The sequence below is a fragment of the Mycobacterium sp. 2YAF39 genome (genome assembly GCF_052114565.1).
GTDB lineage: Bacteria > Actinomycetota > Actinomycetes > Mycobacteriales > Mycobacteriaceae > Mycobacterium.
This window is the reverse complement of the sequence record NZ_JBFREZ010000002.1, coordinates 349,570-364,246: the sequence shown is the minus strand read 5'-3', so window position 1 is coordinate 364,246 and position 14,677 is coordinate 349,570. Positions and strand designations below refer to the sequence as shown.

Annotated in this window: 13 protein-coding genes and 1 pseudogene; 6 read left to right on the top strand and 8 right to left on the bottom strand. The window is 65.5% G+C overall.

Annotation, left to right across the window (positions count from 1 at the left end; all coding sequences use genetic code 11):
* Nucleotides 1-25: 25 nt before the first annotated feature.
* Nucleotides 26-1,522, bottom strand: coding sequence for an acyl-CoA carboxylase subunit beta (locus tag AB4Z42_RS07200; RefSeq protein WP_442008440.1), 1,497 nt, complete (start codon nt 1,520-1,522; stop codon nt 26-28).
* An 86-nt stretch (nt 1,523-1,608) separates the two neighbouring features.
* On the opposite strand from AB4Z42_RS07200, the gene AB4Z42_RS07195 reads away from it, so the two are divergent.
* Together AB4Z42_RS07195 and AB4Z42_RS07190 are read left to right on the top strand one after the other, a co-directional pair.
* A complete protein-coding gene (locus tag AB4Z42_RS07195) occupies nt 1,609-2,634 on the top strand; it encodes an LLM class F420-dependent oxidoreductase (protein WP_442008439.1) in 1,026 nt (341 codons plus the stop codon).
* A gap of 25 nt (nt 2,635-2,659) precedes the next feature.
* Nucleotides 2,660-3,880, top strand: a complete 1,221-nt coding sequence (locus AB4Z42_RS07190; protein ID WP_442008438.1) for a cytochrome P450 — start codon at nt 2,660-2,662, stop codon at nt 3,878-3,880.
* 51 nt (nt 3,881-3,931) lie between these two features.
* Here the strand turns inward: AB4Z42_RS07190 and AB4Z42_RS07185 are convergent, their stop codons facing one another.
* Both AB4Z42_RS07185 and AB4Z42_RS07180 read right to left on the bottom strand, forming a co-directional pair.
* Nucleotides 3,932-4,537 (bottom strand): chitin-binding protein, encoded by a 606-nt coding sequence (locus AB4Z42_RS07185; protein WP_442008437.1) that lies wholly within the window; start codon nt 4,535-4,537, stop codon nt 3,932-3,934.
* Between the two features lie 151 nt (nt 4,538-4,688).
* Entirely contained in the window at nt 4,689-5,987 is a 1,299-nt protein-coding gene (locus tag AB4Z42_RS07180; RefSeq protein ID WP_442008436.1) for an amidohydrolase family protein, read from the bottom strand.
* 107 nt (nt 5,988-6,094) lie between these two features.
* On the opposite strand from AB4Z42_RS07180, the gene AB4Z42_RS07175 reads away from it, so the two are divergent.
* Nucleotides 6,095-6,679 carry a carboxymuconolactone decarboxylase family protein gene (locus AB4Z42_RS07175; RefSeq protein WP_442008435.1) on the top strand — a complete coding sequence of 195 codons (585 nt, stop codon included), beginning with the start codon at nt 6,095-6,097 and terminating at the stop codon, nt 6,677-6,679.
* A gap of 6 nt (nt 6,680-6,685) precedes the next feature.
* Here AB4Z42_RS07175 and AB4Z42_RS07170 read toward each other — a convergent pair whose 3' ends face one another.
* Together AB4Z42_RS07170 and AB4Z42_RS07165 are read right to left on the bottom strand one after the other, a co-directional pair.
* A complete protein-coding gene (locus AB4Z42_RS07170; RefSeq protein WP_442008434.1) occupies nt 6,686-6,877 on the bottom strand; it encodes a YbdD/YjiX family protein in 192 nt (63 codons plus the stop codon).
* Nucleotides 6,823-9,138, bottom strand: coding sequence for a carbon starvation CstA family protein (locus AB4Z42_RS07165; protein ID WP_442008433.1), 2,316 nt, complete (start codon nt 9,136-9,138; stop codon nt 6,823-6,825). Before AB4Z42_RS07165 ends, AB4Z42_RS07170 begins: the two co-directional genes overlap by 55 nt.
* Nucleotides 9,139-9,294: 156 nt before the next feature.
* On the opposite strand from AB4Z42_RS07165, the pseudogene AB4Z42_RS07160 reads away from it, so the two are divergent.
* Both AB4Z42_RS07160 and AB4Z42_RS07155 read left to right on the top strand, forming a co-directional pair.
* Nucleotides 9,295-9,715 (top strand): annotated as a pseudogene (locus AB4Z42_RS07160) (pyridoxamine 5'-phosphate oxidase family protein).
* A gap of 21 nt (nt 9,716-9,736) precedes the next feature.
* A complete protein-coding gene (locus AB4Z42_RS07155; RefSeq protein WP_442008432.1) occupies nt 9,737-10,183 on the top strand; it encodes a pyridoxamine 5'-phosphate oxidase family protein in 447 nt (148 codons plus the stop codon).
* A gap of 5 nt (nt 10,184-10,188) precedes the next feature.
* Here AB4Z42_RS07155 and AB4Z42_RS07150 read toward each other — a convergent pair whose 3' ends face one another.
* The 3 genes from AB4Z42_RS07150 to AB4Z42_RS07140 are packed head-to-tail and all read right to left on the bottom strand — an operon-like array spanning nt 10,189 to nt 13,701.
* Entirely contained in the window at nt 10,189-11,736 is a 1,548-nt protein-coding gene (locus tag AB4Z42_RS07150; protein WP_442008431.1) for an ATP-dependent DNA ligase, read from the bottom strand.
* Nucleotides 11,737-11,757: 21 nt separating this feature from the next.
* Nucleotides 11,758-12,126 carry a glutamyl-tRNA amidotransferase gene (locus AB4Z42_RS07145; protein WP_442008430.1) on the bottom strand — a complete coding sequence of 123 codons (369 nt, stop codon included), beginning with the start codon at nt 12,124-12,126 and terminating at the stop codon, nt 11,758-11,760.
* Nucleotides 12,127-12,168: 42 nt separating this feature from the next.
* Nucleotides 12,169-13,701: a molybdopterin-dependent oxidoreductase gene (locus AB4Z42_RS07140; RefSeq protein WP_442008429.1), complete on the bottom strand. Its 1,533-nt coding sequence runs from the start codon at nt 13,699-13,701 to the stop codon at nt 12,169-12,171.
* A 98-nt stretch (nt 13,702-13,799) separates the two neighbouring features.
* On the opposite strand from AB4Z42_RS07140, the gene AB4Z42_RS07135 reads away from it, so the two are divergent.
* Entirely contained in the window at nt 13,800-14,567 is a 768-nt protein-coding gene (locus tag AB4Z42_RS07135) for an SDR family NAD(P)-dependent oxidoreductase (RefSeq protein WP_442008428.1), read from the top strand.
* Nucleotides 14,568-14,677: the final 110 nt, after the last annotated feature.

Sequence of the window (14,677 nt, the reverse complement as noted above, 5' to 3'; positions counted from 1 at the left end):
CAGCCACGCCGAAATCGCAAGAGAGTCAGGGTGTGATGACCGTGCGGCTCACCGGTTCTGCCGCCGCCTGCCTGCTGTAGATCCCGCGCTGCAGCGCCGACAACAATGCGTTGCGGGTCTCCTCCGGATGGATCAGTTCGTCGAAGCCGAGGTGGCCCGCCGACCGGAACGACGCCTCGACCTCCGCCTTGCGCAGCTTGGCCTCCACGTCCTCGGCGGCGTGGGAGGCCTTGCTGAGGGCTGCGGCGCTCATCGCGCCCATCGTGGCGCCCGGATAGGCGAACGTGGCGCCCTGGTTGTCGAAGCCCAGCAGCGACATCACCATCGACCCGAAACCGTAGGCCTTGCGCAGGGTCACATGCAGCTTCAGCGTGGTCGCCGCGGTCTGGGCGGCGAACATGCGTGCGCCGCTGCGCAGCACACCGGTTTTCTCCGATCGGCTGCCCGGCAGCATGCCGGGATTGTCGGCGAGGAACACGATCGGCAGGTGGAATGAATCGGCGACATTGATGAAATGCGCTGCTTTGTCGGCGGCGTCGGCGTCGATCGAGCCGGCGATCACCTTGGGCTGGTTGGCCACCACGGCGACCGGGTGTCCACCGAGATGGGCGAGCGCGCAGATCATCGCCTGGCCGAACTTCGGCTGCACCTCGAACCAGCCGCGGTCGTCGAACACGACGTCGAGCACGGCACGCATGTCGTACACGCGTCGATTGCCGCGCGGCACGATGTCGAGCAGTTCGGGTGTCGAACGCGGTTCGCTCGCCTCGTCGGGCGGCAACGACGCCGGATACGACCATGCGCTCGGAGGAAAGTAGGACAGATACCGGCGAATGTCGTCGAGGACGGCCTCATCGTCGTCGGCGATGTTGTGGATCACTCCGCTGGCGAGCGCAACCTTTGGTCCGCCCAGATCTTCCTTCGAAATGTCTTCGCCGGTGGACTCTTTCACGACCGGCGGGCCTGCGGTGAAGATCGCGCCCTGATTGCTCATGATGGTCCAGTCGCACACGGGAGCGACCAGCGCACCGTGCCCCGCCGACGGTCCGAGCAGACCCCCAACCATCGGCACCTTGCCGGAGCACTGTGCCTGTGCGAGGAGATCGGTGGGGGTGCGCCCGTAATGCTCGCCGCTGGGCCGGAAGCCGGCGCCCTCGAGAAGCATCACCAACGGAATCCGGTCGCGCAGTGCCAACTCCGCGAGCCGGTATCGCTTGGCGTTTCCGCCCGGCCCGATACTGCCCGCCAGGGTGGTGAAGTCCTCGGCTCCGATCATCACCGGTGTTCCGTTGATGAGGCCCGAGCCGGCGACAATGCCGTCGGCGGCGATCTCACCGCCGACCAGGGTGCCGAATTCCCGGAAGCTGCCCTTGTCGAGAAGGTGGTCCAGCCGCGCGCGGGCGTCGAGCTTGCCCTTGCCGTGATGCTTGGCCAGTCGTTCTGCGCCACCCATCGCGCGCGAACGCTCACGCCGAAGATCGAGGTCTTCGAGCGTCTCCTTCCAGCCCTGTTCGTTCGTCATGCGCTCTTCCCGTCGTGGTGAGGCGATCGTCGCACCGGCATGTTCACGTTGACCATACTGAATTGCTTACTGTAGCGTCTGCGGGCATGGGTACCGGCGCCGGCCTCAAGGTCGACGGCGGCGTTTTCAGCCAGCTCGCTGCCGTGGTGGACGCTGCGGTGACCCTGGAACGGCGCGGCTACGACGGGTGTTGGACCGCCGAGGTGAACCACGATCCTTTCCTGCCGTTGACGCTCGCCGCCGAACACACCGACACCATCGAGCTGGGCACCAGCATCGCCGTGGCGTTCGCGCGAAATCCGATGACCGTCGCCAACGTCGGCTGGGATCTCCAGGACTACTCGAAGGGCCGGCTGAACCTGGGTCTCGGCTCGCAGATCCAGCCGCACATCGAGAAGCGCTTCAGCATGCCGTGGAGTCGGCCGGTACCGCGGATGCGCGAGTTCGTCCTGGCGATGCGCGAGATCTGGGCCTGCTGGCACGAGGGGTCGAAATTGCGAGTCGAGGGCGAGTTCTACACGCACAAGCTCATGAAGCCGATGTTCACGCCCGAGCCGCATGACTACGGCATACCGAAGGTGTTCATCGCCGCAGTGGGTGAAGCGATGACGGAGATGACGGGCGAGGTCGCCGACGGACTCCTCGCCCATGCCTTTACGACCAAGCGCTACTTCGAAGAGGTGACCACTCCGGCGCTGATGCGGGGGATGAGCCGATCGGGCAGGCAGCGCAGCGACTTCCAGGTGTCGTGCCCGTTGTTCGTCGTCACGGGTGAGGACGAGTCAGAGCTGAACGCCGCCGCTGTCGGCAGCCGCAAGCAGATCGCGTTCTACGGTTCGACGCCCGCGTACAAGAAGGTGCTCGACCTGCACGGCTGGGGTGCGCTGCACGACGAGCTGCATGCCCTGTCGCTGAAGGGCGACTGGGACGCCATGGGGGAGCTGATCGACGACGACATTCTCGCCACGTTCGCGGTGGTAGCTCCGATCGACAAGCTGGCAGCCAAGATTCGCGATCGGTGCGACGGTCTGATCGACCGCGTCATGGTCGGCTTCCCGCGTACGACTTCCGAAGAGACAGTGAAGGCCGTGTTGCACGAGCTGCGGCAGTGAGGAACCCGTTGTGACTATCCGGATCATGGATGAAGCGGCGCGGGTGTTCGCCGACCCACAGGCCTATGCCGATGAAGCGAACTTTCATGCCGCACTGACACATCTGCGTGCCAATGCCCCGGTGTCATGGGTGGACGTGCCCGACTACAAGCCGTTCTGGGCGATCACCAAACACTCCGACATCATGGATATCGAGCGGGCCAACACGGTTTTCACGAATTCACCGCGTCCGGTACTGGCCACCATCGAGGGCGACGAGCAGCAGGCCGCCATCGGCGTCAGCACGCTCATCCACATGGACGATCCGCAGCATCGTGCGGTGCGGGCGATCGGGGCCGATTGGTTCCGCCCGAAAGCGATGCGGGCGCTCAAGGTCCGAATCGACGACCTGGCGAAGCGGTTCGTCGACCACATGTTGGAGGCAGGCCCGGAGTGCGACTTCGTTCAAGAGGTCGCGGTGAATTACCCGCTGTACGTGATCATGTCGATGCTCGGAATTCCCGAATCGGACTTTCCTCGCATGCTGAAGTACACCCAGGAACTGTTCGGCAGCGAAGACGCCGAGTTTCAGCGCGGCACCACCAAAGACGAGCAGATGCTCGTGCTCCTCGAGATGTTCCAGTACTTCAACGAACTGACCGCGTCCCGGCGGGAGAACCCGACCGAGGACCTGGCGTCCGCGATCGCCAACGCCACGATCGACGGTGAGCCGCTCTCCGACATCGACACGGTCTCGTACTACCTCATCATCGCCACGGCGGGCCACGACACGACCAGCGCGACGATTGCGGGCGGCCTGCACGCTCTGATCGAGAACCCGGATCAGCGAGAGCGATTACGCGCCAACATGGATCTGATGTCACTGGCGACCGAGGAGATGGTCCGGTGGGTGACGCCGGTCAAAGAGTTCATGCGCACGGCACGCGAGGACACCGAAGTGCGTGGTGTTCCGATCGCGGCAGGCGAATCGGTGCTGCTGTCTTATGTGTCGAGTAACCGCGACGAAGAAGTCTTCGACGATCCCTTCCGGTTCGACGTCGGCCGAGAGCCGAACAAGCACAACGCCTTCGGCTACGGTGTGCACTTCTGTCTGGGGGCGGCGCTGGCTCGCATGGAGGTCAACAGTTTCTTCTCCGAACTCGTGCCGAGACTGAACTCCATCGAATTGGCGGGGGACCCCGCGCACGTCGCGACCATCTTCGTCGGCGGACTCAAGCACCTGCCGATTCGCTACTCACTCAAGTGAATCGAAGATGGCCGCCCCGTAGTCCGGGACGGCCATCTCGGGCGGCTCGTGTCAGATCGGGAGCGGAATCCAGATCCCGAAGAAATAGAAGCCCCACTGGTTGTAGCCCTGATCCCATACCGGCTGCTCGTTGAAGCCGTAGTAATTGATGGGCGCCGGTGGCGGTCCCCACGGCTCGGGGAGAGGTCCGTCCCAGACCGGCGGCGGCGGTGCGCCCCAGCCCCACGGCGGCAGTCCGGCGCCCCACGGTGCGCCGTTGAAACGGCCGCGCCAATCGTTGTCGTTGGGATTCCACGGCGGTCGCCAGTCATGGTTGTCGGGCGTGCGGAAGTTTTGGCCTCCGCCGCCAGGTCCGCCGAAGTTTCCGGGCGGTCCGCCGGGCCCACCGCCACCGGGTCCCCGGTTGTCTCCAGGGGGACCACCGGGTCCACGGTTGCCACCGGGTTGGCCGCCAGTGCCCCGCTCCCCACCCTGTGGCGGGCCGCCCCGGTCCCCGCCTGGTCCTTGGCCACCGGGTCCGCCACCAGGGCCGCATTGGCCGCCGGCCCCCGGATTGCACGGAGGTGCGGCGCTGGCCACTGCCGAGGTGGCGCCGATGCCTGCGGTTCCCAGCGCGCAGGCGACCGCCGCACACGCGACCAGTTGTTTGAGTTGCATTGCCGAGCCCTCCTCGTCGGTAGACGCCCCGACCCGAACGCGAGGTTAGGAAGGCTCCCTAAGAGTGAGCTATGTCGTCACTAGCAAGACGCTGTACAGATGCGCCGCGGCAAAGTAAAAGGAGGTCAACGGGTTTCGGCTGTGACGGCGATCACTTCTGCTGCGCGGTGGCTCGGTCCAGTTGGGCTTGCAACGAATTCGCCCCAAGACCCTCCCCGCCGTGTTCGTGCTTGCTCAGTGCCTGGATGGACACGTCGTGGCCTTCGGCGGCCTTGCGCAGGGCGCCGACCGACGCCTGTTCCTTGCTGATGTGGGTGAACGGTTCGAAGTGATACCAGCGCATGGCGTTCTCGTAGGTCATCTTGTCGATCTCGTCGTCGGTGGCGTTGTGCGCTTTCAGGACCTCGTCGAGTTGCTCTGGCGCACTGGGCCACATCGAATCGCTGTGCGGGTAGTCGGCTTCCCAGCAGATGTTGTCGATGCCGATCTCATTACGCAGCGCCACACCGACCGGGTCGGAGATGAAGCACGTCAGGAAGTGATCGCGGAACACCTCGGAGGGCTTCTGCTTGCCGAAGTCCTGTCCGGTCCACGTCGAGTGCATCTCATAGGTGCGATCGGCGCGGTCGAGGAAGTACGGAATCCAGCCGGTGCCGCCCTCGGACAACGCGATCTTCAGATCGGGATATTTTTTGACGGGCTTGGACCACAACAGATCTGCAGCGGCTTGCACGATGTTCATCGGCTGCAGCGTGATCATCACGTCCATCGGGGCGTCGGCGGCGGTGATGGCGAGCTTTCCCGAGGAGCCGATGTGCACGTTCATCACCGTGTCGGTGTCGACGAGCGCCTCCCACATCGGCGTCCAGTAGTCGTCGTGAAAGGACGGGTAGCCCATCGCGGCGGGGTTCTCGCTGAATGTCAATGCGTGCACGCCGCGTTCGGCGTTGCGGCGGATCTCCTTGGCGCATGCTTCGGCGTCCCAGATGACCGGCAATGTCATCGGGATGAAACGGGCCGGGTAGGCGCCGCACCACTCCTCGACATGCCAGTCGTTGTACGCCTGCACCAGAGCCAGGCTGAACTCCTGGTCCTCGGTCGCGAACAATCGCCCGGCGAAGCCGCAGAAGGTCGGAAAGCAAATGGAGCCCAAGATGCCGCCGGCGTTCATGTCCTTGACCCGCTCGTCGACGTCATAACAACCCGGCCGGATCTCATCGAGACCCTGGGGCTCCAGGCCGTACTCCTCCTTGGGCCGCCCGGCCACCGCGTTCAGCGCGACGTTGGGAATGACGATGTCGCGGAACTGCCAGGTGTCACTGCCGTCGGGGTTGTGCACCAGACGCGGCGCCTCATCCAGGTACTTCTTCGAGAGGTGGTTCTTGAACATGTCGGGCGGCTCGACGATGTGGTCGTCGACGCTGATCAGGATCATGTCGTCCTTGTTCAAGGCGGCGCTCCTCTGTAGTTGCTTACCGTATGGCCAACAGTTTAGCTTTCACGGGTTGCGCGTTACGGTGTTTCGGTAGCGCTAACCTACGGCGACGTGAGGTGAAGATGTCTCGAATTGCCCCTTCTACGGCTTTCTCCGCGGTCCCGACCGAAGGCCTCGGCCAGGGCGACCGGATCAACCTCGGCGTGGCGTCGATACTCGGCCATCGGCCGGAGGTCGCGGGCGCTCTGGGAGCGTTGAAAGCGGCGCTGCAATCGAGCGGGACGCTGCCTCCGCGGCTCGTCGAACTGGTCCGCCTGCGGATCGCGTTCCACAACCAGTGCCGAAGTTGTATGTCGGTGCGCTATCAAAGTGCCATCGACGACGGGCTGACCGAGGACGCGGTGTGCTCGCTCGAGCGGCCCGCCGACGCCCAGAACCTGTCTCCTGCAGAACAGAGTGCACTGCGTTACGCCGACCTGTTCGCCACCGACCATCTGTCGATCGACGACGCGGTATACGACGACTTGCGCAACCATTTGACGGAGGACGAAATCGTCGAACTCGGTGTGCACTGTGCATACGCGGTGGGGATGGGGAGACTGGCGGCGACCTGGAGCGTCACCGACGATGTGCCCGACGCATTCCGCGTACCGTCGGAATCGCCACTGGCGCCGTGGAATTCCGACGGCGTGGTCGCAACCGGGTAGTATTCCCTAGCAGCAGCGCGGGTTGGGGCTGGATTCCGTCGCGGCGTGGCGCATCCGCCAGTATTCGCGTTCGGACATGACCGGTTCGCCGGGATGGGTCACCGCCCGATGCTCGACGTAGCGGCGATAGTGATTGTCGCCCATCAATGAGCCCCAGTACCAACTGATTTGGCGGCCGATTTCGGCAACGCGTCCCATTGCTTCTGCACCTCCTTCTCGACCTTGGTCGGAATCAGACCGGAAGGGGCGAATATCCGTGACGGCACCGGCTCGTCCTCGGTCGATGTCGAACCGCCGCCACGGATCGCCCGCAACGCCACGATCACCCCCGCGATGACGACGATGACCACCAGAGTGGCGAACAGGATCGACAGTGAGCCCTGGATGAAGGTGTTGCGAACGATCTTCTCGACATCGCCGGGGGTTTTCGCCGTCGAACAGAGCTTGCCCGCCTCCTGCGCAGCGCTGCAGATGCTGTGCAGCTTCCAGTAACCCAGCTTCGGGTCTGCGGAGAAGATCTTCTGCCAGGACGCCGTCAGCGTCACCACGAGGTCCCACAGCAGGGGAATCGCCGGAATCCAGGCCCATTTCAGAAGGCCCTTCTTGATCACCACCACAGTGACGACCGTCAGCGCAATCGCTGCGAGCAGCTGGTTGGCGATACCGAACAGCGGGAACAGCGTGTTGATGCCGCCGAGCGGATCGGTGACGCCCATGATCAGGATCGAGCCCCAGCCCGCGACGACGATCACACTGCAAATCCACGCCCCCACACGCCAACTCGGATCCTTCAGCCTGCGCAGTGGCCCGCCGAGGTTGCTCAGTCCGTCGGACAGCATGAAGCGCGCCACCCGGGTACCGGCATCGACCGTGGTCAGGATGAACAACGCCTCGAACATGATCGCGAAGTGGTACCAGAACGCCTTCAGGCTCGCCCCGCCGAAGACGGAGTGCAGCACCTCGGACATGCCGAACGCCAACGTCGGTGCGCCGCCGGTGCGTGACACGATGCTCTCCTCGCCGACGCTCTCGGCGGCGCTGCTTATCTCCCCGGCGGTGATCGGGGGGCCCGAAAGTCCCAACCCGTTGACGTAGTCGGCGGCCGTCTGCGCGGTGGAGCCCGTCTGTGCGGCAGGGGCGTTCATCACGAAGTACAGGTGCTGATTGATGATGGCCGCCGTGATCAGCGCCATGATCGCCACGAACGACTCGGTGAGCATGCCGCCGTAGCCGATCAGCCGCATCTGGCTTTCCTTCTCCAGCAGCTTCGGCGTCGTGCCCGAGGAGATCAGCGAGTGGAAGCCCGACAGCGCACCGCATGCGATCGTGATGAACAGGAACGGGAACAGCGAGCCTGCGAACACCGGGCCGGTGCCACTGCTGGCGAACGTCGAGATGGCCGGGGCCTCCATGATCGGGCGGGCGAGCAGGATGCCGACGGCCAGCAGTGCGATGGTGCCGACCTTCATGAACGTCGACAGATAATCGCGCGGCGCGAGCAGCAGCCACACCGGCAGCACCGACGCGGCCAGGCCGTAGATGATGATGCACCACGACAGCGTCACCTTCGACAACGTGAACCAGTCGGTGCCCCAGTCGGTTCCGGCGACCCAACCGCCCGACGCGACGGCGAGCAAGAGCAGCACCACGCCGATCAAAGACACCTCGGAGACCCGACCCGGGCGAAGGAATCGGAGATACAGGCCCATAAAGAGCGCGATGGGGATCGTCATGGCGATCGAGAAGACGCCCCACGGACTCTCGGCGAGTGCGCCGACGACCACCAGCGCCAGCACCGCCAGCAGGATCACCATGATGGCGAGAACGCCGATGATGGCGGCCGCACCGCCGATGGCGCCCAACTCGTCGCGGGCCATCTGACCCAGCGAACGGCCGCGCCTGCGCGTCGAGATTGCCAGCACCAAGTAGTCCTGCACGCAACCGGCGACGACTGCGCCGACGATGATCCAGATGGTGCCGGGCAGGTAGCCCATCTGCATGGCCAGCACCGGGCCGACGAGTGGTCCCGCGCCCGCGATCGCCGCGAAATGATGGCCGAACAACACCCGGCGGTCGGTCGGCATGTAGTCGGTGTCGTTCTCGAAAATCTCAGCGGGAGTGGCAGTTTCGTCGCGCGGCTTGACGATGTTCATCTCGATCAGCCGCGCGTAGAACCGGAACCCGATCACGTAGGTGCAGATCGCGGCGATGACGAACCACACCGCATTGACGGTCTCCCCGCGGAAGAACGCGATGATCGCCCACGCCGCAGCGCCGAGCACTGCGATGATCGCGAAGATGATCTTGTGCTTGGTGGTGATCGGCGATCGGTCGATGATCGCCACCGGCGGCAAATCCTTGTCGGTGCGGATGTAGGTGACGTCGCCCTTGGTTTCCTCGGTGCGGTCCGACGTGCTGGGTGCGGTCACGTGCCCTCCCTCGATGGCGCGAAATGTCATGCCTTTCCCGATCCTTGCACCGACAAAATCGGCGTTGGGCGGATTCGGGGTTTCTCATCGACGCGCCCGCCATCAATCGATTTGCTGCGGCGGACACCTCGGCGGAATTCTGTTGCTGTCCAGCTGAACTGGGCGACAGATCCCTACACTGCTTTTATGGTCGGCAAACCGATGGACGTGCTATCGGGTGAAGAGAGCTGGAACCTGCTGTCGAGTGTGGCGCTGGGGCCGACTGGTCGCCTGCGTATACGGCTAGCGGGAGATCTTTCCCGTCAATTCCGACGTGCAGCGCAGGACAGTGCTGTTTCGTACTGCGGAGTTTGCCACCAAGCTGTTCACCGTCGTGATGAACTGCCGGGTGGCGTTCGAAGCCGACGATCACAACGTGGCGGAAGGCTGGAGTGTGATCGTCAAGGGCGCGGCGCAGGTGCTGAATACGAGCGCCGAGATCCAGGATGCCGAGCGAGCACAATTGCTGCCGTGGACGGCAGGTCAGAAGCCCCGCTACGTGCGGGTGCACCCGTCAGAGATCAGTGGCAGGCGCTTTCGGTTCGGACCCGAGCGAAACGCCGGCTGACCGTACAAGGAGGTTGATCCCATGCCTAAGGGTCACGAACTCGATGTCCTCAACCGCAGACAGTGTCTGGACCTCTTGCAGGAGGTCCGGGTAGGGCGTCTGGTATTCACCGAGGACGCAGTCCCTGCGGTGCAGCCGGTCAACTTCCGGCTCTGGCGCGACGACGTGGTCATTCGTGTCGCCGGTGGGGCGAAACTCGCCGCCGCGACAGACGGCGCCGTCGTCGCTTTCGAAGCCGACGAGCTGGACCCGGACCTGCGCACAGGATGGAGCGTGACCGTCGTCGGGCACGCGCAGCCTGTCACCGAAGTAGATGAGTTGGTGGAGCTCGCAGGGACCTTCCTTGCGCCATGGGCCGAAGGCCGTCGTGATCATTTCGTGCGGATCCGCACGGAAAAAATCACAGGGCGCCGCTTCCGCGAACCCGGCTTACCGCAATACGGCAGTGATGCCCCGGGGACCGCGTAGCGCCGCTAGTCGCTGCGCTGGTAGAGGGCTCTGACGGTGTCGATCGTGTCGACCTCGGCCGGGCTCTTGTCGTCGCGGTAGCGTAGAACGCGGGCGAACCGAAGCGCCATGCCGCCGGGATAGCGCGACGATGTCTGCACACCGTCCAACGCGATCTCGACGACCTGCTCGGGCCGCAACCTCACGACGTAGCCGTCGGTCGGTCCGTCGGCCAGTTCGGTGAAGCGTGCGGTCTGCCAGTCCAGCATGGCGTCGGTCATCCCCTTGAAAGTCTTGCCGAGCATGATGAATTCGCCGGACTCGGGGTCTCGAGCGCCGAGGTGGATGTTGGAGAGTTTGCCGGTGCGTCGGCCAGAACCCCATTCGACGGCGAGTACCACCAGATCGAGCGTGTGCACCGGCTTGACCTTCAGCCACCCGGCACCGCGACGACCCGCCTCGTACGGCGCGCTCAACGACTTCGCCATCACACCCTCGTGGCCCGCGGCCAGCGTCGCGTCGAGAAAATCCTGGGCGGCGCCGACGTCGTCGGTGATCAGTCGGTCGACGCGATGCACGCTCGGCACGACCGCGTCCAGCGCGGCGACGCGCTCGCTGGTCGGCAGGTCGAGCAGGTCGGTGCCGTCGAGATGCAGGAGGTCGAAAACGAACATCGACAGCGGTTGGGCCGTTCTCGCGGCCGCGATGTCCACCGAACGCCCGAAGCGCGACGCGGTCACCTGAAATCGGTGCGGGCGATTGTCGGGGCGCAGCGCGATGGCCTCGGCGTCGGCGATCAGATCCGTGACCGGCAGGGCGAGCGTGGCTTCGACGACCTCGGGCAGCCGCGCCGTGACATCGTCGAGGCTGCGTGTGTAGATCGACACCGCATCGCCCGAGCGGTGGATCTGCACGCGAGCACCGTCCAGCTTGGCCTCGAGAACCGCTGTGCCGCCGAGACGTTCGAGCGCATCGGAAACGCCGGTCGCAGTCTGGGCCAGCATGGGTCCGATGGGCCGCCCGACCGTCAGGGTGAATTGTTCCAGCGCGGCCTCACCAGCCGTCAGCGCCGCCGCCGCGACCGAGGGCAGCGCGCCGCCGAGCATCGCCGCGCGACGGACCGCAACCGCGGGAACGTCCGCCGCCTTCGCGACCGCGTCCGCCATCACCCCGATGAGGGCGCCCTGACGCAACTCGCCACTGAGCAAGCGGCGCATGAAGGTCTGCTCGACGTCGGTGGCCGCACTGAACAACCCGGTGACGAGGTCGGCCCTGCGCGCCTGCGATCCGTTGCCCGCGACGGCGCCGATCTCACTGAACCGGGCGTCGACGTCGAGCACGGTCAACGTGGCCTCCGCGGCGGCGGTAGGCAGCGAGCGCACCGCGGCCCAGCCGACTCCGATCTGGCGTTGCGGCAGTTCGCCCGACAGCCACGACACCACGACCGCGACCAGCGTGGCGTCGCCCTCTTCGCCGGCACGGCGCAGCAGATCGGCGATCCTGGCGATCTTCTTCAGCCGGGCCGAGGAGGCGCCGACCTCGGTGGACGCGGTGGCGACGTCAAGCAGCTGCACGACCTCAGCCTGGCACGGCCCTCAGACATCTCGGAGCAGGCCGGTGAGCACCGCGGCTTCGGCGCGCAGCCGGGCTGCGCGTTCGGGACGCCCACCGTTGGTGACCTGCTGCATCGCCGCCAGCCGCTCGTCGATCTCGGCCCGCAGCAGGCGGCGGATCTGCGCGTCGGACAACTCCCGGCGCGCGACCTCGGCAGCGCCGAGCCCCACCACACCACCGGCGATCGTTGTGCTCGCCGGTGCATCGACCTCGACAGCGTCGGGGGTCTCCGCATTGTCGATCGCACTCAGGGCCGAGCGCAACGCGGACACCCGCGTGGCGTCGCGCTGCTTACGAGCGGCGAGCAGCGCCTCGCGCAGCGCCGTTCTCCAGAATTGAGCGGCAGTCACGGCACGCCAACATAGGCGCCGATGTAGGCAATCGCACGCGAATTATGTGACGGCGAACGACACCGTGTGCCAGCCGGTGGCGCCGTCGGGAACCGGGTCTGCGAGCTGCGAGGTCTGGACGGCACCGGTGTCGTCGGTCGCGCGTACCGAGATCGTGTGCGGCCCCGGCTGGGTGGTCTGCCACGGGAAGCTCCAGAGCCGCCAGGTGTCGTTGGCATAGTTCGCGCCGAGATCAGCCTGCTCCCAGTCGCCCTCATCGATGCGAACCTCCACGCCTCGCACGCCGCGGTTCTGGGCCCACGCGACACCGCCGAATGTCACGGCTCCCTGTGCCACGTCCTGACCGCTGCGCGGTACGTCGATGCGCGACTGCGTCTTGATCGGCCCGAGGGCGGACCAGCCCAGAGGAGTCCAGTACCCATGGGCGCGATCGAACCGGGTGAGTTCGAGATCGACGACCCATTTGGTGGCCGACACATAGCCGTAGAGACCGGGGACCACCAGTCGCGCGGGGTAGCCGTGTTCGGTGGGCAACGGCTGGCCGTTCATGCCGATCGCAAGCAGCGAGCCGCGATCGTCGGTCAGGGCCTCGACGGGGCTGCCTGCCGTGAACCCGTCGATCGACTTCGACAGCACCATGTCGGCGTCAGGGTGAATGCCGGCCTTGGCCAGAAGATCTCGCACGCGATAGCCGGTCCATGCCGCGTTCCCGACGAGGTCCCCGCCGACGGGATTGGACACACACGTCAGCGTCACCAGCTTCTCGACGACCTCGAAGGACTCCAGATCGTCGAAGCGATAGGTGATCTCGCGGTCGACCATGCCGTGGATCTTCAATTCCCAGTCGGCCCGGCTCAGCTGAGGTACCGACAGGGCGGTGTCGATCCGGTAGAAGTCGCCGTTGCCGGTGACGAAGGACGGCAGCGCGACGCCCTGCGGTTGCACAGCCGGCGGGACGGACGGTGCGGCCACGTCGATCTTCGGGAGCGTGAACGCTTTGCGATCGCCGGCCACGGAGGTCGTCAGCCGCGACAGCACCGCGCCTCCGACGCCGGCCAGTGCTCCCGCTCCGAGAAATCCGAGGGTGACGAGAGACAGTCGTCTCCCACGATCGGGGGCGTCCGCCCCGGGATCGGCGTCGGACTCGTCGGTGAAGCGACCGGATGTCAGCAATCGCAGCACGACAACGCCGCAGGCGGTGCCGACGACCGTCGGTGCGATGTCTATGACGGTCGCCCCCTGGCGAGACAGTACGGCCGCACTGCCCGCGATCCCGGCGAGCACGATTGCGGCACTGCCCACGGGAGCGCGACGCGTCTCGTACTGCCCGGCCACCGCTGCAATCGCCGCGATCACGGCCACCACCATGACCGTCAACACCAGCTTGTCGGCCGTACCGAAGCTCTGGATGGCCCATTCTTTGATCGGGCCCGGCGTGAGGTCGATGACGGCGGATCCGACGGCGTTGCGGGCGTCGGCTTCGGGTCCGAGGAAAACCGCGAGCAGCTGTGTCACGCCGAGCGACACCGCGCCCGCGGCGACGCCCGCCATCGCCTTGGCGCCGCGCGAAGTCATGAGGCCAAGCTACCCACGCACCGACCCGAAAGGCTTGACGAAAAGTGTCATCGGATAGGTTGCTTTACGAATCGAGCACTTTTTGGAAAGGAAGCCAGGTGGAGATCCAGGGCAAGAAGGCCATCATTGTCGGCGGGGCGTCGGGCTTCGGTAAAGCCACGGCCGAGTTGCTGGCCAACCGTGGCGCGGACGTGGCGGTGCTGGACCGCCCGCAGTCGAACGGCAAGGAGGTGGCTGACGCCATCGGCGGCTCGTTCTTCGAGGTCGACGTCACGGACTTCGACGGCACGGAGAAAGTGCTGCAGCAGGCCATCGACGCGTTGGGCGGACTGCACATCATCGTCACCACGGCCGGCGGCGGCGCCGCCGAGCGGACCGTCAAGAAGGACGGGCCCCACAGCCTGGAGTCCTTCCGCAAGAGCGTCGACCTCAACCTGATCGGCACTTTCAACATCAGCAGGCTCGCGGGCTGGCAGATGAGCAAGCAGGATCTCGTCGACGACGAGCAGGAGGAGCGCGGCGTCATCATCAACACCGCCTCGATCGCCGCATTCGAAGGGCAGATCGGACAGGTCGCCTACACGGCGTCCAAGGCCGCGATCGCCGGCATGTGCCTCACGATGGCCCGCGATATGGGCAGTTTGGGCATCCGGGCCCTGGCGATCGCGCCGAGCCTGTTCGCCACCGGTCTGACCGAGGGCATCCCCGACGAGTTCGCGAAGGCACTGACGAAGGACGCGGCGTTCCCGAAGCGTCTGGGCCGGCCGGAGGAATACGCGAAGCTGGTCGCTGCGATCGTCGAGAACCCGATGCTGAACGGGCAGTGCCTGCGCCTGGACGCGGGCCAGCGCTTCGCCCCCAAGTAGCAATTGTGATTTCGGCGTGATTGGTCACGCTACGCAGGACTGATCACGCCGAAATCGCAGTCTGGCGACCCGCCGCGCGTTTGCTGTCCAAATTCTGATCTTGCCCGCTA

Coding starts and splice junctions, on each gene's coding strand:
- AB4Z42_RS07200 (WP_442008440.1), bottom strand. CDS start 1,522: ATGACGAACGAACAGGGCTGGAAGGAGACGCTCGAAGACCTCGATCTT.
- AB4Z42_RS07195 (WP_442008439.1), top strand. CDS start 1,609: ATGGGTACCGGCGCCGGCCTCAAGGTCGACGGCGGCGTTTTCAGCCAG.
- AB4Z42_RS07190 (WP_442008438.1), top strand. CDS start 2,660: ATGGATGAAGCGGCGCGGGTGTTCGCCGACCCACAGGCCTATGCCGAT.
- AB4Z42_RS07185 (WP_442008437.1), bottom strand. CDS start 4,537: ATGCAACTCAAACAACTGGTCGCGTGTGCGGCGGTCGCCTGCGCGCTG.
- AB4Z42_RS07175 (WP_442008435.1), top strand. CDS start 6,095: ATGTCTCGAATTGCCCCTTCTACGGCTTTCTCCGCGGTCCCGACCGAA.
- AB4Z42_RS07170 (WP_442008434.1), bottom strand. CDS start 6,877: ATGGGACGCGTTGCCGAAATCGGCCGCCAAATCAGTTGGTACTGGGGC.
- AB4Z42_RS07165 (WP_442008433.1), bottom strand. CDS start 9,138: ATGACATTTCGCGCCATCGAGGGAGGGCACGTGACCGCACCCAGCACG.
- AB4Z42_RS07155 (WP_442008432.1), top strand. CDS start 9,737: ATGCCTAAGGGTCACGAACTCGATGTCCTCAACCGCAGACAGTGTCTG.
- AB4Z42_RS07140 (WP_442008429.1), bottom strand. CDS start 13,701: ATGACTTCGCGCGGCGCCAAGGCGATGGCGGGCGTCGCCGCGGGCGCG.